Origin of the sequence: Acinetobacter sp. ANC 4173, assembly GCF_004331255.1 — a bacterium.
GTDB lineage: Bacteria > Pseudomonadota > Gammaproteobacteria > Pseudomonadales > Moraxellaceae > Acinetobacter.
This window is the reverse complement of sequence record NZ_SJOF01000013.1, coordinates 15191-33948: the sequence shown is the minus strand read 5'-3', so window position 1 is coordinate 33948 and position 18758 is coordinate 15191. Positions and strand designations below refer to the sequence as shown.

Here is an 18758-nt window from a genome sequence, read left to right as displayed (position 1 = left end):
AAATTGTGTTAAATCTTATATGCTAGGCGCCAAAATTGAGGAACATTTCATGGCGCTAAAAGCAACAATTTATAAGGTAGATTTAAATATTGCCAACATGGATACTCACCAATATGGTGATTATCAATTCACGATGGCATTGCACCCATCTGAAACCATTGAACGCTTGATGGTTCGAATTTTAGCATTCGCTCGTTATGCTGGTGAGCAGTTGGAATTTACCAAAGATCTGTTTGAAACTGATGAGCCTGCATTGTGGTCAAAAGATCTGACCGGGCAGTTGGTACAATGGATTGAAGTTGGTTGCCCTGATGAAGATAAAGTCAAGAAAGCCAGTGCACGTTGTAAGTCAGTTGCTGTGGTTGCTTATGGTACAGCCGTGGAAGAGTGGTATAAGCGCAATAGCAAATTAAAAACCCTCAGTAATGTTGAAGTTTGGCAATTATCGCCAGCGACTACCGAAGCCATTCAGCAATTGTGCGAACGTACCATGCAATTGCAGTTGAATGTGATGGATGGTGAGTGGACGCTCATTGGGGATCATGCCCAAGCACAAATTGAGTGGATTCAGTTACAGTAACGATAAGTGGCTTTGAGGAGTATTGAAGATGTCAAATGAATTAGAAATGATTGATTTAGTTGTAGGCGAAGGTAAAGAAGCAGTAAAAGGCGCTTTAATTACCACACATTACACAGGCTGGTTAGAAGATGGAACGAAATTTGATTCTTCACTTGACCGTGGCAACTACTTTGAATGTGTGATTGGTACGGGCCGTGTGATTAAAGGTTGGGATCAAGGCATTATGGGCATGAAAGTGGGTGGAAAACGCAAACTGATTGTACCTGCACATTTAGCCTATGGTGAGCGTAAAATGGGCAATATTATTCCAGCCAACTCGAACTTAATTTTTGAAATTGAATTATATGACGTGAAAACACGTGACTAATAATATTTGAAAAATAAACCATAGCATGTTTAGGGAAAAGCGTGCTATGGTTAAACTTACTACTGAAAATAAACGTTTTTTAGTACATTCTATTTTATATTAAAAATCAAATTCGCGAATAAGGAATAAACGCGACTTGAAGATAAATATATTTAAGCCATATGCGATATACCATTTTATCCTATATGCGCTGACATGCTTAATGTTGTTTTTACAGCAATCCAGTTGGGCACTGTATGAACCAGTTCCTGAGTTTTATTACGCGTATCAAAAGAATATTAATTCAGTCAAATTTGAAGAAAATACGACCACGTATTTGTCAGGACAATGGCAGTATTATCCCAAACAATTGTTGCAAACAGCGACGCCAACCATACCTTCTAGAACGGTGATTTTACCGATTTCCTTTAAAGAAATGGGCTATCCACAAAATACCTATGGGACCTTTGTTGGTCACTTTAAGATACCGAAAGAATTTATTGGGCGTCGTATTTCGATTTGGATTCCAAATCAATACGGTGCTTATCGTATGTATCTGAATGGTGATTTGCTTTTAAAATTAGGCGAGGTTGGCACAACAACTCAAACTCATAAAACCGAAAATGCACCGCGTTTTGCTTATTTTATCGCTGAAAATGAACACTTTACCGTTTCCATGCAGGTGTCGAGTTTTCAAAATATGCATGGTGGTTTAGAAAACCCGATGCGAATTGGGATCGGTAAAACAGTGAACCGCCAGTTCCAGCAATTAATGATGAGTATTGCGGGCGTATGTGGTGCAGTGATTGGTGTTGGTGTATTCACCATATTATTTGCCTTTTTTCGTGGGGTCAGGCATGGCCAAAGCCAAGGCTTTTTGGTGTTCGGTATCTTTATTATTTTTTTAGCCTTACACAATTTATTTTCTGCACCTTATGTGTATACGGTGTTCACCAATATTGATTGGTTATGGGGAACACGGCTCGAATATATTTTTACCTATCTATCGGCGTTCTTCTTTATCAATTACATGTTTTTACTCAATCGGCGTTATTTACATCCAGCAGTTTTTACCATAGCTGTATTTGTATTGAGTTTCGACATAGTGATTACTTGTTTATCTATGCCCGATGTTTTTGAAAAGTTGGCATTTTATAGTTTTCTATTGGGAATCATTGTGGTACTGAACTTCGCTTATGGGTTCTATCAAACCATAAGCAGACATGAGCCATATTCCACCATTAATTTATGGGCAGTGGTATTGTTGTGTGTTACGTTCCTGCATGACTTTTTATTGAGTTTAAACTGGATTGATTCAGTTAATTTATCCTTTGCTTCGACCAGTTTTTATGCCTTTTTGATTATGGTGCAACAATCTAAGAATTATGCGTATCACTCCGATCGAATTGAGAAGTTGAATAATAATTTATTAGAACTCAATTCCTCATTGGATCAAAAAGTAAAAGAACGCACGGTACAGTTAAGTGAGCTAAATGAAAGACTTGAATTACAGGCGAAAACCGATGCGCTGACAGGGGCTTTTAACCGTCGCGCTTTGAATTCCGAAATTCAGCGTCAGTTTAATGAAACTGCTCAGCAGCATAATGCTGTGTTGGCATTTGCGATGTTAGATGTCGATTTTTTTAAAAATTATAATGATTATTATGGACATCTCAAAGGGGACGAAATACTGCAACACTTGGTGCAACTCATTCAAAGTAATTTACCTGAGCATGCCTATTTAGCACGTTATGGTGGTGAGGAGTTTGCGGTCATATTACGGAATATGCCTGTCGTGGTGGTGGAAAGATCATTGCAGCATTTGCTTCATATTATTCGCGAACATCAGTTTGAACATATGAATCGAGGGGATCATAAACAATACGTTACCGTCAGTATTGGCGCTGCCTATATGGATCGAAATCGTCCTTATCATGATATTCATGAACTAATGAAAGCAGCAGACCAGCAGCTTTATCTCGCCAAGAATGCAGGGCGAGATCGACTGGAAATGTAAAAGACTAAATATATTTAATCATGGGGATCGTGTTTTGTTCTGGGGTGGCATATGCACGGATTTGGAAACCATGTCTTTGATAAAATGACAGTGCAGTTTGGGTACTATCGAGGGTGATTTGTTGCAAATTTCTGAGTTTTAAATGGGAAATGGCACTGTTGAGCAAGGCGGAACCAATACCCTGATGCTGCATTTCTGGCAGCGTATAATTCAGCAATATTTTTCCAGTGTCACTGACCATAATAAAGCCGACAGTCCGTTGGTTGATGCTATAAATCCAACTGTCGTTATAATGCATCCATAACAATAAATGACTATGTGTTTTATTTTCCAACCAAGCCTGAATTTTACTTTCCACACGATGATGATCTTGTACACAGGAACGGATACTTTCCTGTAATACATGAATAATCTCAGGAATATCCTGAATTTTAGCTGCCCTAATCATTGTTTGTTCTTATTTCCTGAAAACAGGCTTATTTCATGTGAATTCGTGGCATTGGAACAGTGGAGATTTGTTGCTTTTTTAGTGTGTTTTAGGAGGAGTCTTTTAATAAAAAAGTAGCTATAGAATTTGATATAAATCACAAATTTGAACGAACTGTATATGCATTTAACTGATTTTTAAGATAATTGGACTCATGCAAAATATAAAACAGCGTATGATATAAGTGACCGTAATGCTGAAAATATGCCTGAATAGGGGGACAATATGTTTAAAATTATTGTTTTGTGTTTATTAGGCTTTGCCCTGACAGCAGCGTGGCAAATTTTTATCAAAATCAAAGTGACAGAAAAGTATCGTGCCCGCTATTTTTCTAAAACCCTACCTGAAGATGCTCCAACTGAGCTGACGCAAACAAAAGTAAAACAAAGCAAGGTGATCGAAATTGAATATTATGATCAAGTACTGTTTGATGATGCGGTGCAACAGTTTTTTGAGCAAAATATACATATTCGTGACATTCAAGCCGCAGAAGAAATCCAACATAATCTGCTAAAAAAATTACCCGCCAAAGCATTAACCCAAATTCGCAAGTTAGATTTGAATGAGTGGTCGATTTATTGGAATTTCTATGACCAGTCCCTCGAATATTATGTTGGAAAGTATGGCGTGTTTTGTAGCCATGTTGATCGAAATGGGGCAGAACATAAGTCTGAGTTTAAAATGCCTCCTAAAGTGAAAGAATTCGCCTCTTAACGGCGAGCAAAAATTTTAAGGCTGACCAACTGTACTTTTTTATTGCAACTTGCGTTCTACGAAAAACTTCTCATAATGTGCTATTGGTTTTTAAAGTGAATAATGGATGTCTGGACTGGAAATTTTTGCTGTCATCATCAGCGTAATTGGCGTGACTTTAACCATTAAACGCAACATGTGGTGTTGGTGGTTTAACTTTCTCGCCTTCATTTTATACGCTTATTTGTTTTATACCTTTAAATTATATGGAGAAACGATTTTACAGTTTTTCTTTATCGTGGTGAATTTCTACGGGTTTTATCATTGGTTCAAAGGTAAGCAACAAGACCATGATATTCGTATCGAACCAATTAAACTCAGTACAGTGATTTGGCAAATGTTATTGACTGCACTGGTGGGACTCGCCTTTGGCTTAAGTCTGAAATTCTGGACAGATGCAGCGGTGCCGATGTTAGATGCACAATTGGCAGCATTTAGCTTATTGGCAACCTATTGGACCAGCCGCAAGCATATTGCGACATGGGTACTTTGGGTGTTTGTGGATATTGTGTATGTTGGGATGTTTATTTATAAAGACCTGTTCTTGACCGCAGGTCTATACGCAGCCTTTGTTGGCTTAGCAGCTTTTGGTTGGTGGCAATGGATTCAAGTCCAAAATAAACAACAATTGGCAGGCACGAAATCTGCATAGTAATGCAGGGGGGCAAGCGGATGTTGATCCATTTTAATCAAGCCAAGTTACAGCAGTTTGATGAACTTGCCCATAAGATTATTCAAAATCCAGAACAATATTTACAATTTGATTCTGTTTCAGACTTTTATCAAGCCGCTTGGCTTGACCTATTTCCTAAAGGCACGACTTGGGCTGCAACAGGTCTAGATGATGGGGCAACAGAATTTTATGCCATCATTCAATTTCAACAGCATTTTTTAAAGATTAATTGTTTATCAGAAATGAGCGTTACTTTTGGCATTTCCAATGTGTAAAACAAGAAATAGGTCAATGACAGCCTAAGCAGAATTGACTTTAATTAGCCATAATATCAACGTATAGTTAATGTTGTTTTGTAATAAAATATTTGCACTTTTCCAACAGGACAAAACAAAAAATAAGGAGCCATAATGGCACATCAGTTTATTGTCAATGCAACCATACAGGGTGTATCTCTAGAAGAATTTAAACGTTTAGCAGCCGATACCAGTCTACACGAACAAGTTTGCCGTCGAATTCCAGGTGAACATTTAGAAATTTTAGAATCAAAAAAAGTAGGGGACATCTACACCCTGAAACGTGCCTATAATTTAGATGTAAACATTCCAGACATTGCCAAAAAATTATTAAAAGATGCATTCCGCTTACACCGTACAGATATTAGTAATCTCGAAGAAATGACTTCTACCGTAGATTTAGGTGCAAATTTACCTTTACATGCCAGTTGCAATCGTTCAGTCACAGGCTCAGATCAGCATATTGAATTTCAGTTGGAATGGACGGTCAAAGTAAAAGTCCCTTTAATTGGTGGATTGTTAGAAAAACATGCTGAAGGGGAAATTCGTAAGTTTAGTGAAATTGAATTGACGATTGTTGAAGACGAGTTAAAAAAGCATTTAACCGTTTAAGCTTATTTGGGGTTGAGAGAAAAGCAAAGGGCGCCAAATTGATGGCGCCCTTTGCTATTTCAAGCGATTAGGCTTGATTTACCTAGATATTCTAATATTTAGCTTTTAAATTTAGCCAGCGCTTTTTTAAGCGGAAGTTTATCTGTAGCAAAGCCATAAATTGCAGCAAACGGTAGTGCTGTTCGTGCCAAATAAGCTACACGCCACAATCCACCATGATTGGCACCCTGCATCATCAACTCTAATGGATGATTCATGACTGTTTCAGGATTGGCGACTGATTCAGGATTACGTAAATCATGAATCCACAGTGCTGCCATAATGGCATTGGTTGTTTCAGGTTTAAACGCTTCGACATCAAATAAACTGGCACCATTAAAAGCGGCTTTGAGCAGCGGATTTTTGGTCACTGAATGTGTAGTGGTCGATGGGGCTATATTAATACTCACGCGTTGCCCTTCATGACGGGCTAAAATTGCACGCCATTGCTGGATGCGTTTCGCCAACGCGTAGTTTGGGCCTTGCTCAATTACTAGGCAGTCTGCAATTCCATAAGCTTGACCATTGTCAGAGGTAATGAGATCGTGCAGGTTTCTCTGGAAAAAATGCTTTAACGATGCTGTTGCCACACTCTTGGTCAGCAGCTTTTGAATTTGAGAACGATAACGGAATTTATCTGCTGAAGATTCAACCACTTCTTTAGGTACAGCATAGACATCAGTCGGCGTACACATAAACATTAAGCTGGTATCGGCTTTATGTTCACTAACGACTTTCATAATGCTGTCCATGGCCATGGCAACACGGACATGCTTCTCACCATCGAGATAAGCAATTGCTGCTAAATCTAGTTGATGTTGGCTTTGTAATAGCCATTGTGCAATTTCAGGAGTCTGAGTCAGTAAATTTGCCCCAAGCTTGGCACTGAGTTCACGAGTTGGCGTTTGATCGGGAAGAGAGGTTTGACTTGGTGCATACAAGGTCGCGTTACCATTTTGAATGGTATTGAGAATTTTTTGCCAAACTTTGGTATTGGGTAAATCTACAGCCACAATATTGGCTTTCCATTTGGACAGCCACGTCAGTGGACCTGCTTCAGAACCTGCACCAAATAGTACCATGGTACGGTCAGAAAGATCGAACCATTCAGGGTGTGCATTGGCTAAACGTAAGGCATCTGCATGAGAAGGCTCAATAATGCCGTCATCTTCCCATTTTTGAACTTGCGCAAGTAAAGCTTCACCTTTCAGGTTTTGACCATGATAGGGAATGTACCATTCAGGCTCAGCTTGGCTTTCACCTGTTAACTGAACTGTATGTAATTGTGCTAAGGGCACATCCATCATGTCTTTTAATAAATAACGTTGACCATTACGGTAAAACTCAAAACTATGTTCTGCTTTATGTAGACCTTGTTTGGCAATGGTAATGGGATTACTACAATTGCGAATCCCATGCTCGACCAAGGCTTTAAAGTATTTAGGATAGTTTTTACGCCATTTCTTTTCTTTGAGCGCTTGCTGGGCAGATTGGTGGTCAACAATCGATAATGCCTCAGCAATAATTTCCTTGCCTGTGCGCGTTGTACTTGGTTTTTGAGTATCGGGTTGAACAGGGAACTGTAGACCCTCTAAAGAGCTGGACATGCAAAAAATCTCGTCTAATTACAGTATTAATATACAGATGTATTCATTATCTATGCCAAATTAAAGTTTGGGGTGGCATTAACTACCAATTTATGTCCCAAGCGTCTAAAGTTTTAAACTCAGTTGTGAAAAACGTGGAAGAGTGCTCGGAAATTTGCATATGTTGAGGGAAGTAAGTCGAGATAGTCTGATACTGTCAGTCAAGGCAATAGACTGACAGTCAGAGAAAAATTCAATTTAAGCTGTGACTAACAACGTCCTTTCTTGGCTTGACCTGGTGGACAGAAATCTCCGTCATGTTCATAGTGTCCGTAATGCCCATCTGGATCTACAACAATACTGCCTTCAGGGGTGTGAACAGCACAAGCTGTAAGGGTATTTAACCCAATACAGGTAATAATAATCATGAGCAATTTCTGCATGTTTTTATTCTCCCTGTTTCTATGCTCTGAATTTATTGTAGAGAAAATGCTTGATGGTCACGAGTTTATTTATGTTAAGGATTCGGTGAAAGAAAAAATTATTTTTTGAAAGGGGGAGAGAGTTGATATCTCTACCCCTTTATTTGTTATATAAAGTATTGATTAAACATATTTAAAATGGCAATTGACTCAGTTTGTTGAAGAAGTGTGGAATTAAACGTGGCTCAAGTAAAATGGTCACAACGACCCCATATGCTGCACCCCATAAGTGCGCACTATGGTTAATATGAGAGTTCCCTCGTTTGCCTGACCAAATGCTGTAGGCAATGTAGAGCACAGCAAAAATAATGGCAGGAACAGGAATAAAGAATACAAAAATCAGCTTCCATGGTTCAAATAGGATGTACGCAAAAAGGACTGCGGAGACTGCCCCAGAAGCACCAAGACTGGCCCATTGAAAGTCATTTTTGTGTTTTAAGTAACTCGGTAAAATGGCAACAATTAATCCACCCAAATAAAACAGGGCAAAGCCAAGGTCATAAAAGTACTGACGATAAAAGCTTTCAATAATACTCCCAAAGAAAAATAGGGTGATCATATTGAACAACAGATGAGCGCCATCGACATGAACAAAACCATGCGTGATAAAACGGTCATATTGTCCTTTTTGCATTGCGGGCGGCCAAAAGATCAATCGACTCATCAATTTCTGATTGGAAAACGCCAGAAGAGAAACCACCACAGTAATGATAATCAGCGCTACAGTATGGTTGAAAGGCAGATTTAGCATATAAAAAAGGTTCAATTTTTAATGACTCAACCTCAATAATGCCATTAATTGTTTAATTGCACAGGACTTTTAGAATAAATCCGACAATTTTAGTTGATTTTTTTTTATTTAGCCGCATCTTCAGTTAAAATGGCAACTTCAGCTAGAGGAAATATTGTTATGTCGACTGAGAACACCAGCACTGCAGTTGCAGAAGAAATTCCAAACTTATTGATTACACCAACTGCACAAGAGTATTTACGTGATTTATTGGCGAAACAAAATACTCCAGGTATTGGTGTACGTGTTTTTGTGGAAAATCCTGGAACACCTCGTGCTGAATGTTGTATGGCATATAGCGCACCTGAAGAAGTTGTGCCAACAGATTATAAGCAAGACTATCCAGATTTCCCTGCTTATGTTGATGCACCATCTATTCCATATTTATTAGATGCAGTGATTGACTACAATAAAGACCGTTTTGGTGGTCAGTTGACTTTCCGCGCACCAAACTCAAAAGTGCCACGCGTTGGCCCTGATGCCTCTGTCGAAGAGCGCATTACTTATATTTTACAATCTGAAATCAATCCAGGCCTGGCAGGTCATGGTGGTAACTGTGCATTGGTTGAAGTGGTTGAAGATGAAGAACATGGTTTAACTGCTGTACTTAAATTTGGTGGTGGTTGCCAAGGTTGTTCAGCGATTGATGTGACCTTGAAACAAGGGGTTGAAACGACTCTGAAACAGCATGTACCTGAGTTACAGCGCGTGATTGACCAGACGGATCATACTCAAGCAGAAGGTGCATATTTCAAGTAAATACTTGAACGTAATGCCTCAGAAACCTCCATAGATTGGAGGTTTTTTTATGTCTGTTTCATACAAAATTGCGTGGATTCTAGAGAACTATTGAATAGTAATGAGAATTATTATTAATAATAATTGCATTTATATTTATGTTTGTTACACTCTGAAACCGAAATTTCACGTTTTTTTCTATCTTCCACACCTTTGGGGTATTTGTATGAACAGACGTATTGTCCAATCAGCATTAGCACTTTCAATTTTGTCGGTCATGAGTGTGATGAGTAATGCTGAAGATTTACAGACAGAACAGCAAACTTCTTCAACTGCGCAAATTACGACACAACAGCCAGATCCAATCAAACTTGAAAAAATTGTTCTGACTGCCGAAGAGCAAGTAAAGCAATCCTTAGGGGCATCCATCATTACAGCAGAAGATTTGGATAAACTTCCTGTGGTGAATGATATTTCAGAATATGTACGCCGTATGCCTGGTGTGAATTTGACAGGGAACAGTGCGACAGGGCAACGTGGCAATAACCGCCAAATTGATATTCGTGGTATGGGACCTGAAAATACCTTAATTTTGATTGATGGTAAGCCTGTTAATTCTAGAAACTCAGTACGTTACGGTTGGCGTGGTGAACGGGATACGCGTGGGGATTCTAACTGGGTTCCTGCAGATGCAATTGAATCGATTGAAGTGTTACGTGGCCCTGCTGCAGCACGTTATGGTTCAGGTGCCATGGGTGGTGTGGTCAATATTAAAACCAAGAAAGTGACCAATGAAGTGCATGGTTCGGTAGAGCTGTATAGCAATCAGCCGGAAGATTCCAAAGAGGGAGCAACCAATCGTGTTGGCTTTAATTTAAGTGGTCCGATTGTCAAAGATGTCTTGTCTTATCGCTTATTTGGTAACTATAACCAAACCGATGCTGATGCTGCGGATATTAACCCAGAAGTGAATGGTAGCCGAGCAGCAGCGCGAGAAGGGGTAAAAAACCAAGATATTGCTGGGCGTTTAGCATGGCAAATGACCAATGCCCAAAGCTTCACCTTGGACGTAGCCACCAGTCGCCAAGGTAATGAATATACGGGCGATACACAAAACAGTAATTATGATGCATCCAATAGCGATGTCACTGATGCGAAAACGCAACTGTTAAATAGTTTATTGGGGACTGAAACCAATACCATGTATCGTGACAGTTTTGCCTTAACCCATGATGGGAAATGGGCTTGGGGTGACACCAAACTGGTTGCACAATATGACCGAACCAAAAACAAACGTTTGGCAGAAGCTTTGGCGGGGGGGCCAGAAGGCAGTATTAGTTCAGACACCAATCGAGTCACGTCAAATTTGGAGACTTTACGATTTAATGCCGAAACCCATATTCCTGTTGATATTTATGTTCCTCAAGTATTCACTCTGGGTGCAGAATGGGTTGAAGATGAATTTACAGATCAAGCCAGCACGACACAAGGGGATGGTTCATATGGAGACCAGTTGACCAGTGGTGATCGTTCTAAAATGGAATCACGGATTGCCTCTGCTTATGTAGAAAACAATATCCGCGTGACTGACAGTACTGATTTAGTGCTAGCGGTTCGTTTTGATGATCACGATAAGTCAGGCTCGAACTGGAGTCCGAGTTTAAATCTAACGCAAAAGTTAGGTGACTATTTTACGTTGAAGGGCGGGATTGCTCAGGCATATAAAACGCCGAACTTATATCAAAATGCCGAAGGCTATTTATTGGCAACCAATGGTAATGGTTGCCCAATTGGTCTTACACGTTGTGTATTACAAGGCAATGATGATTTAAAACCAGAAACTTCAGTCAATAAAGAAATTGGCATACAGTTCGAAAAAGATATTGTGAATGCCAGTTTGACTTGGTTCCGTAATGACTACAAAGACAAAATCACCTCAGGCGATGAAGTCACCCAGCAGGTTACTATTGGTTCGACCACCTATAACGTTTTACAGTGGACCAATATTCCAGAAGCGTTGATTCAAGGTGTTGAAGGCAGTATCAGCTTAGATTTTGGCGATATAAACTGGACCAATAACGTGACCTATATGATGGATTCTAAGAATAAATCTACAGGCAATCCTTTATCTATCGTACCAAATTACACCATCAACTCGATTTTGAATTATGACATTACAGATGCGATGGATGTTAACTTTGTTTATACCCAATATGGTCGTCAACGACCACGTCAATATGCAGAATCGAATACTGATGTTTCAGGTTTAGTGACGGAGAGCGTGAAAAGCTATGGCATTGCAGGAATCAACATGGGCTATAAATTCACAAATCAAATCAGTGGCCGTTTAGGTGTTAGCAATCTGTTTGATGAGCAAAAGTTACGTGATAAATCTGTGAACCAGACATATAATGAACCTGGTCGCGCTTATTATGCAAGTCTGAAATATCAGTTCTAAGTTGATTTAAATACAGAACGAAAAGGCGCTATTCAGCGCCTTTTTTCAATATTGCTAATGTACTGTCGGAATAATAGAACTTTTCTAAATAATGCCGTGCACGTTGTGTTAGGTAATCTGATTGCAGCATATTCTGAACAATCGGTTCTAACAGATGTTGTAACTGATTTTGGATTAATGCTTCATTAATATTTAAGTCACGGAACAATAAATCAAAGCTTCGGTCTTGATTGCGCGCATACCATGCAGAGATACCATCTTTAACTTGCTGTTCTAAGTATGCCGTTTGGCGCAAATGATCCCAAATTTCATGACCTAAGCCAACAGTTTGAGGCAAGTCATCAATCTCAATATAATTTTTTAAGACATTGAGCGGAAGGTCTTTAATTTTATGCCATAAATTGGCTTGAAAATGATAAAGCTTATCGTCATTAAAATGCTGATTTAACACTTGCTCACTCATTTGACTGAGTTTCTGAATATTTTTCTGTAAATAATGCTGAATGGCTTGATCCAAGTTTGAATCAGTCACGCTTTCTAAAACAGATTTCCCCATTTTCATAAAACGAGAAACACCAGGTACATGCTTGACCATGACCGAGTTATCTAAATAGTCATGAATCGCGTGCTGAATCAATTGTGTAATCATGGCAGAGAAAGCAGGGTTGTTCACAACGGTATGAATTAAGCGTTGACGATGACCATTTTTACTGGCGACATATTGAGCAATTTTATCGACCGTAAGCACAGGAATTGCATCGGCGATTTTGGTCTGGTCATTTGCGGGATGAACCAAGGCAAAGCGAATATGTTCTGCAATTTGTGCAATTAAAAAATCGCTGGCAGGGGTGTTCAAGATTTGTTTTTGAATCAATTGATGAATCTGTTCAATTGTCCAAATTTGTTTTAATTTTTGTTTTCTGAACCAATGATAAAATTCAACAAACTCATTTTTAATGGTTTCTGACTGTGTAAATTCATCATTTAAAAATTGCAGATGAGCTTCGATCAGTTGCTCAATCATGGGGTGTTTTTGCATAAAAGCTCAAATTTAATGTAAAGGAATCAGTTGATCCGCCAATGGATTTTTCAGATTTTGGGTCTTTGCGAGAAATGGGAGGTAATAATTCGCAACTTGTTTATCTGCTTCCAACAAAGGCATATGACCCACATTGTTCAGGATGACAGGTGCTTCGGCACGTTTCAACAGAGATTTTAATTCATCTGCAACTTCAACATTAAAGATTTTATCTTGTTTGCCCCACAAAATTAAAGTTGGTGCTTCTACGTTGCGGGTAATTCGGGCAAAGGTTTCAGGGGTATAGATTCGGTTTAAGGTCGAAATTTGCTCAATAACTAAATTATTTTTGCCTGCTTGTGCAATCAGTAATTGCTCTTTAGCATGTTTGAGTTCGGGTGAAAGTTTTGGTGGATTTTGCATAATTTCATGGCGAACTTCGTCATAATCACCAGGTTTTGACACAATAATATGCTTTAAAAAATGCGGGTCTTTTGTGTAAGGCGTGTTGGCTTTTTTATAGATGCCGGCACTATTTAATAGAAATAAGCTTTGTGTATCAAAAGGATATTGCGCAGCATACAGGGTAGCAATTGAACCCCCTAAAGAGTGACCTGCTATGTTCAATTTATTTTCAATATCAATCGCTTCGGCAAATTGTCTAAGGCTGGAGGTGACATTGGGAACAGCAATATCAAAATTTGAAGGAACTTTGGTGTCGCCATAAATGGGTAAGTCAGGCACAATCACATGGTAGTTTGGGGTGAGATAAGAAGCAACACGATTCCAATTGTCGCGATTTCCTCCAATCCCATGGATCAGTAAAACAGTAGGTTTTTGGCTCGATCCTCCTTCGTTATAGCTCCAAAAAATATCCCCTACTTTGAGCGTTTTGGTTTTTAATCCGCAATCTTCACGTTCTTGTTGTAAATAATTTTGTAGCGCAATTTGCTCAGAAGAAAGCTGTAGAGGTTTGGCAGAAGCAATATTGAGCAATGACATTGTAAGCAGGATGCCCATTGCAGTAACAAAATGAGAAAAATATTGACTGCTTTGTGTCATTGACTTAAATCCTTGTTACTAAAATTCTGCTGGATGAAATCTATTTTTGAAACTGTAAAAATGCTGGAATTGCTATAAAGAATAATCGTGTGCTTTATGTTGATCTATTGTAAATACAATCACTAGAATGTCACGAACAAGTTTATTGAAATGATTGATATAAAAATAAGATAATGTGATTTACTTCAAGCTAACAACAAAAAGCATTTGAACTTTTCTGCCAATCTAAAAATGCCTAGCTGTATTCTTTTTTGCAAGTGACATTCATTTTTGCTGGTATTAGAATATTGAAACTTCAAATCATGGTGGAAAAAAGAATGCTAACGGCTCAAGAAGCATTAGACCGTCTTAAAAAAGGAAACCAACGTTTTGTTTCTGGGGAAACAACCCTCCCTAAACAATTGACACACCAAGAACGTGCTGAAATGTCGGAAGATCAGAATCCATTTGCAATTGTACTGGGCTGTTCTGACTCGCGAGTTCCTGCCGAGATGGTTTTTGACCAAGGCTTAGGTGATTTATTTGTCATTCGTGTCGCGGGTAACGTGGTTGCTCCTTCGCAAGTGGGTAGTGTGGAATTTGCTGCTGAACGTTATGACTGCGCAGTGGTTGTTGTTCTTGGCCATAGCCATTGTGGCGCCATTCAAGCGACCATTGACACTTTAATGAACCCAGACTGTCCACCATCAAATAATTTAATGTCGATTGTGAACCGTGTGCGTCCTTCTGTCGAAACTTTGATGCAAACTGAATTGAAAAACGATTTGAAAAAACTTTCAAACCATGCTGTTCGTTCAAATGTGTTTGCTTCTGTTAATCAATTACGTCATGGTTCGGCTGTATTGGAACAATTAATTGCGAAAGGCAAGATGATTGTTGTGGGTGCCGAATATTCGCTAGAAACTGGCGAAGTGATTTTTTTTGATTTCTAAGACATCTGATCTATAAAATATGGATGTGATTAAAGGCGCTTTATAAAGCGCCTTTAATGTATGGATAAGCGAGATTTAATAATTTTACTTGTGCTTGTGCATTCGGATGAATTAAATCATTTTGCATTAAATTTTTATGACCTGCGATGCCTTCTAAAAAGAAGGGCAGTAATTTCACTTGATAGCGTTGACTGACAACCGTGTAGTTTTGTTGAAAAGCCTTGCTATAGGCGGTGCCATAATTCGGCGGAATTTTCATTCCAAACAGAACGACTTTGGCTTTTGCCTTCTGGCTTTGTTCAACTAAACGTACTAGATTTTGCTGAATCATTTGTGGTGGTTGACCACGTAAACCATCATTTCCTCCCAGTTCGATGACCACAATATTTGGCTTATAAGTTGCAAGTAATTTGGGTAAACGTGCTAAAGCACCACTGGTGGTTTCACCACTCACACTTGCATTGACCACTTGATGCTGTTTCGGATACTGTTGGTCTAATCGTTTTTGTAACAGTGTGACCCATCCTTGCTGTGGCTGTAAACCATAACCTGCGCTAATACTATCACCGAGAATCAGAATAGTTTTAGCTGAAGCCATCACTGGACTTAGGCAGAGCATTAGCCCCATTACCCAAGAATAAACGAATACTTTGAAACGATATTGACGCATAGTAACTGACGAAAACCTGAGCACAATAGAAGAGAGATTTATCATGCCACAAGCCGTAATTTCTGCCCAGAATTTGACACAAAAAATACAACTTGCCGATAAAAGTCTCTCAATTTTTGAAAATTTAAATCTCGACATTATGGAAGGTGAACAAATTGCCATTACAGGGCGTTCGGGTTCTGGTAAGTCGACTTTATTGGGGATTTTGGCCACTTTAGATCAAGCCAGTGGTGGTGAATTAACAGTTTGTGGAGAAAATATTTCTGCGCTTAATGAAGAACAGCGAGCGCTTGTCCGTTTGAAATATATTGGTTTTGTTTTTCAATCTTTTCAGCTTTTACCACATTTGACCGCATTAGAAAATGTTATGTTGCCTTTGCGTTTGCACGCTAATTTTCAATATGCGGAGGCAGAACAACAAGCTTTAACATTGCTGAAAAAGGTCGGGTTAGAGCGACAAGCAGAGCAAACGCCAAAAGTGCTTTCTGGTGGAGAACAACAGCGTGTCGCGATTGCGCGTGCTTTAATTAGCCAGCCTAAAATTATTTTTGCAGATGAACCTACAGGTAATTTAGATAGCCAAACAGCCAAAGAGATTGAGCAGTTACTCTTTGCTTTAAATCAGGAACTGGGCACCACCTTGGTGCTAGTTACTCATGATTTGAAATTGGCCAGACAATGTCAGCGCCATCTCCATTTATTTGAAGGTCAGTTGCATGAACACGTGCAGGGTGGTGATCAGGTATGAGTGCTCTATTTCGACCTTTATTGCAGCAAAGTCTGAAAAGTAGTGGGATGTATTTACTGATTATTGCTTTGGTACTGGCGATTAGTGTGACGACTGCACTGAAATTTAGTAATGAGCAAATCCAGAATGCAGTGACTTTACAAGCCGCAGAGCTGATGGCAGCAGATTTGGTGTTGTCGGATCAGTCAGAAATTGAACAACGTTGGAAAGATCAGGCGACTGCATTGCATTTAAAACAGTCGCAAGTCACTGTGTTTAACTCTATGGCGCATACTGAGTCACAATTTGTCATGGTGAATGTGAAAGCTGTTGATGCGCATTTTCCATTACGAGGGCAGTTACAGCTTCAGCCTCAACAGCAGGCGATTCAAAGTGGTGAAGTTTGGTTAAGTCCACGGGTGATGGACTTATTACGGGTAAAGTTGGGAGACCAAATTCAAATTGCAGATGGTACGTTTAAAGTTACGGCAAAGATTCAACATGACTCCAACCAGGAACTTGGTTTTTCGGGTTTTTCACCGACAGTGATGATTGCACAACAAGATATTGCACGAACCAATGCCATTCAAGTCGGGAGCCGAATTGATTACCGTCTATTGATGGCGGGTGATACGAATAATATTCAACAGTTTCAAACGCAATTTAAGCAGCTACAAGTAAAACAACCATCCACCGCTGTCAATGCTGAAGATGCCAATGGGTTGAAACTGCGTAATGCCACTGAAGGCAATACGCGCTTGATGCGCCCGATTGAGAACTTAGATACCTTTTTACAGTTGGCAAATATCTTGACCATTTTGCTGTGTGGTATCGCTATTGCATTGACCAGTCAATGTTATGTACAGCAAAACCAAGACTATATTGCTTTATTACGTTGTATGGGGGCTTCCAAAGCCCAAATTTTAAAAGTCTACGCGTCTCTTTTGTTGCTTATATTAAGTATTGCTATTTTGATTGGGGTGTTGCTCGGAATAGCTTTGGGGTATGGGTTGTTACAGCTTATGCTACAACTGATTCCGAATTTGCAGCTCCAATTTTCTGCATGGGCAATGTTGAAAGGACCATTGCCGATTGCCATATTGACCAGTGCAGTGGTGTTAACTGGTTTTATTTTGCCTAATTTATGGCAATTGATGTACACCCCGCCAATCCGAGTGATTCGTCAGCAAACGCAGTCTATGCAAGTGTTATTATGGACCTTACTGTCGGGTACACTGAGTTTATTTATTTTTAGTCTCATACTGACCGAGAATTTACTATTAACCAGCTTGGTGATTGGTGGCATTATTGCCCTAAGTGCGCTTTTGTATGTTTTGGTCTGGCTGGTTTTAAAAGCTTTAAAACGCTTAAAAATGGCGGTTTCGGCTTATGTTAAAGTACCTTATCAGACTGCATTTCAGATTACGGCTTTGGCACTAGGACTAAGCTTGATTACAGTCTTGGCAGTCCTGCGTACAGACTTGTTAGAACGTTGGCAACAACAGTTACCACAAGGTACACCAAATCAATTTGTGTATGGTTTGCCGCCATTTGATGTCCCCCAGTTTAAACAGCAATTACAGGCACATGGCTGGAATAGCACGCCTTTATATCCCAATATTCGCGGTCGATTAGTCGCAAAAAATGAACAACCTTTTTCAGAACAATTGGTCAAGCAGAACAATTCATTACGCCGTGAGTTAAACCTGACGCAAAGTAGCAGCTTGCCAACAGACAATAAGATTGTGCAAGGGCAAGCAAAATTTACCCATGTCGGAGAAGTTTCTGTCGAGGCGAAAACCGCGGCAGAGTTGGGTATACAGGTGGGTGATCGGTTAAGCTTTAGTTTGCCTGAAGGCATACTACACGCCAAAGTAGTCAATTTAAGAGAAGTTGAATGGGAAAGTTTTAGCCCAAACTTTTTCTTTATTTTTTCACCGCAGACGTTGGATGAAAATGCAGGCAGTTATTTGGGGAGTTTTTATGTCCCAGAGCAAGACAAGCCAAAAATGATTCAATTGATTCAGCAATTTAGTAACACGGTCTTTATTGATGTGGGTTTAATACTGGATGAAATTAAGCGCTTGATGAATGTATTGATACAAGTCGTCACCATTCTGGCTGCACTGGTCAGCCTTGCAGGCATTTTGGTCTTAATTGCCTGTCTTAATTTATTGATGGATGAGCGAAAAAGGGAAGTGGCTTTACTTCGTTCATTTGGTAGTTCCAAACGTATGCTCAAAAATATGCTGACACTGGAAATTGGCTTTATGGGGTTACTTGCGGGTATTGTGGCTTGTTTCTTTGCCGAATTGATCAGTGCAATTGCCAGTTATCGAATGAACCTAAGCATTCAAGCCCATTGGGAGATTTGGTTGATTTTACCCGTGAGCATGATGTTATTGTGCGCACTGATTGGGCGTTATCGTTTGAGTTATCTCTGTGATATACCGCCTTTACAAAGTTTAAGAGAGATGAATCAATCTTAAGAT

19 protein-coding genes are annotated in these 18758 nt (G+C 39.5%); 12 read left to right on the top strand and 7 right to left on the bottom strand.

All coding sequences use genetic code 11. The features are described from left to right. The first annotated feature begins 49 nt into the window (after positions 1-49). The 3 genes from E0H94_RS14310 to E0H94_RS14300 all read left to right on the top strand — a co-directional run bounded on the left by E0H94_RS14310 (position 50) and on the right by E0H94_RS14300 (position 2943). A complete protein-coding gene (locus E0H94_RS14310; RefSeq protein ID WP_131327127.1) occupies positions 50-580 on the top strand; it encodes a YaeQ family protein in 531 nt (176 codons plus the stop codon). Positions 581-608: 28 nt separating this feature from the next. Continuing rightward, complete coding sequence (locus E0H94_RS14305; RefSeq protein WP_131327126.1) at positions 609-947, top strand: FKBP-type peptidyl-prolyl cis-trans isomerase; 339 nt, start codon at positions 609-611, stop codon at positions 945-947. A 202-nt stretch (positions 948-1149) separates the two neighbouring features. Then, entirely contained in the window at positions 1150-2943 is a 1794-nt protein-coding gene (locus E0H94_RS14300) for a GGDEF domain-containing protein (RefSeq protein WP_131327125.1), read from the top strand. Between the two features lie 4 nt (positions 2944-2947). Here E0H94_RS14300 and E0H94_RS14295 read toward each other — a convergent pair whose 3' ends face one another. Then, the gene (locus E0H94_RS14295; RefSeq protein ID WP_131327124.1) at positions 2948-3391 is read right to left on the bottom strand and encodes a GNAT family N-acetyltransferase; all 444 of its coding nucleotides are present in this window, start codon (positions 3389-3391) and stop codon (positions 2948-2950) included. A 264-nt stretch (positions 3392-3655) separates the two neighbouring features. Between E0H94_RS14295 and E0H94_RS14290 the strand changes: the two genes are divergently transcribed. From E0H94_RS14290 to E0H94_RS14275, 4 genes are all read left to right on the top strand, one after another. Further along, positions 3656-4144 carry a hypothetical protein gene (locus E0H94_RS14290; RefSeq protein WP_131327123.1) on the top strand — a complete coding sequence of 163 codons (489 nt, stop codon included), beginning with the start codon at positions 3656-3658 and terminating at the stop codon, positions 4142-4144. Between the two features lie 106 nt (positions 4145-4250). Next, positions 4251-4835 (top strand): nicotinamide riboside transporter PnuC, encoded by a 585-nt coding sequence (pnuC, locus tag E0H94_RS14285; RefSeq protein ID WP_131327122.1) that lies wholly within the window; start codon positions 4251-4253, stop codon positions 4833-4835. A gap of 20 nt (positions 4836-4855) precedes the next feature. Beyond that, a complete protein-coding gene (locus tag E0H94_RS14280) occupies positions 4856-5131 on the top strand; it encodes a hypothetical protein (protein ID WP_131263554.1) in 276 nt (91 codons plus the stop codon). Between the two features lie 135 nt (positions 5132-5266). After that, positions 5267-5764 (top strand): DUF2505 family protein, encoded by a 498-nt coding sequence (locus E0H94_RS14275; RefSeq protein ID WP_131327121.1) that lies wholly within the window; start codon positions 5267-5269, stop codon positions 5762-5764. Between the two features lie 98 nt (positions 5765-5862). Here the strand turns inward: E0H94_RS14275 and E0H94_RS14270 are convergent, their stop codons facing one another. The 3 genes from E0H94_RS14270 to E0H94_RS14265 form a co-directional block, all read right to left on the bottom strand. Next, on the bottom strand, positions 5863-7410 hold the full coding sequence (locus E0H94_RS14270) for a hypothetical protein (protein ID WP_131327120.1): 1548 nt from the start codon (positions 7408-7410) through the stop codon (positions 5863-5865). 248 nt (positions 7411-7658) lie between these two features. Then, positions 7659-7817, bottom strand: a complete 159-nt coding sequence (locus E0H94_RS18520) for a hypothetical protein (protein WP_227548647.1) — start codon at positions 7815-7817, stop codon at positions 7659-7661. A 187-nt stretch (positions 7818-8004) separates the two neighbouring features. Beyond that, on the bottom strand, positions 8005-8622 hold the full coding sequence (locus tag E0H94_RS14265) for a rhomboid family intramembrane serine protease (RefSeq protein WP_131327119.1): 618 nt from the start codon (positions 8620-8622) through the stop codon (positions 8005-8007). 159 nt (positions 8623-8781) lie between these two features. Between E0H94_RS14265 and nfuA the strand changes: the two genes are divergently transcribed. After that, positions 8782-9420, top strand: coding sequence for a Fe-S biogenesis protein NfuA (gene nfuA / locus E0H94_RS14260; protein WP_116761780.1), 639 nt, complete (start codon positions 8782-8784; stop codon positions 9418-9420). Positions 9421-9625: 205 nt separating this feature from the next. After that, a complete protein-coding gene (locus E0H94_RS14255; protein WP_131327118.1) occupies positions 9626-11857 on the top strand; it encodes a TonB-dependent siderophore receptor in 2232 nt (743 codons plus the stop codon). A gap of 28 nt (positions 11858-11885) precedes the next feature. Here the strand turns inward: E0H94_RS14255 and E0H94_RS14250 are convergent, their stop codons facing one another. Together E0H94_RS14250 and E0H94_RS14245 are read right to left on the bottom strand one after the other, a co-directional pair. Beyond that, positions 11886-12896 (bottom strand): hypothetical protein, encoded by a 1011-nt coding sequence (locus tag E0H94_RS14250; RefSeq protein WP_131327117.1) that lies wholly within the window; start codon positions 12894-12896, stop codon positions 11886-11888. Between the two features lie 12 nt (positions 12897-12908). Continuing rightward, a complete protein-coding gene (locus E0H94_RS14245; protein ID WP_227548646.1) occupies positions 12909-13877 on the bottom strand; it encodes an alpha/beta fold hydrolase in 969 nt (322 codons plus the stop codon). Positions 13878-14254: 377 nt separating this feature from the next. Between E0H94_RS14245 and E0H94_RS14240 the strand changes: the two genes are divergently transcribed. Continuing rightward, entirely contained in the window at positions 14255-14869 is a 615-nt protein-coding gene (locus E0H94_RS14240; RefSeq protein WP_116761772.1) for a carbonic anhydrase, read from the top strand. A 40-nt stretch (positions 14870-14909) separates the two neighbouring features. On the opposite strand, the gene E0H94_RS14235 is transcribed toward E0H94_RS14240, so the two are convergent. Next, positions 14910-15497, bottom strand: coding sequence for an arylesterase (locus tag E0H94_RS14235; protein ID WP_413773021.1), 588 nt, complete (start codon positions 15495-15497; stop codon positions 14910-14912). A gap of 85 nt (positions 15498-15582) precedes the next feature. On the opposite strand from E0H94_RS14235, the gene E0H94_RS14230 reads away from it, so the two are divergent. Both E0H94_RS14230 and E0H94_RS14225 read left to right on the top strand, forming a co-directional pair. Then, a complete protein-coding gene (locus tag E0H94_RS14230; protein ID WP_131327114.1) occupies positions 15583-16287 on the top strand; it encodes an ABC transporter ATP-binding protein in 705 nt (234 codons plus the stop codon). After that, complete coding sequence (locus tag E0H94_RS14225; protein WP_131327113.1) at positions 16284-18755, top strand: ABC transporter permease; 2472 nt, start codon at positions 16284-16286, stop codon at positions 18753-18755. The genes E0H94_RS14230 and E0H94_RS14225 overlap by 4 nt, the downstream gene beginning before the upstream one ends. Positions 18756-18758: the final 3 nt, after the last annotated feature.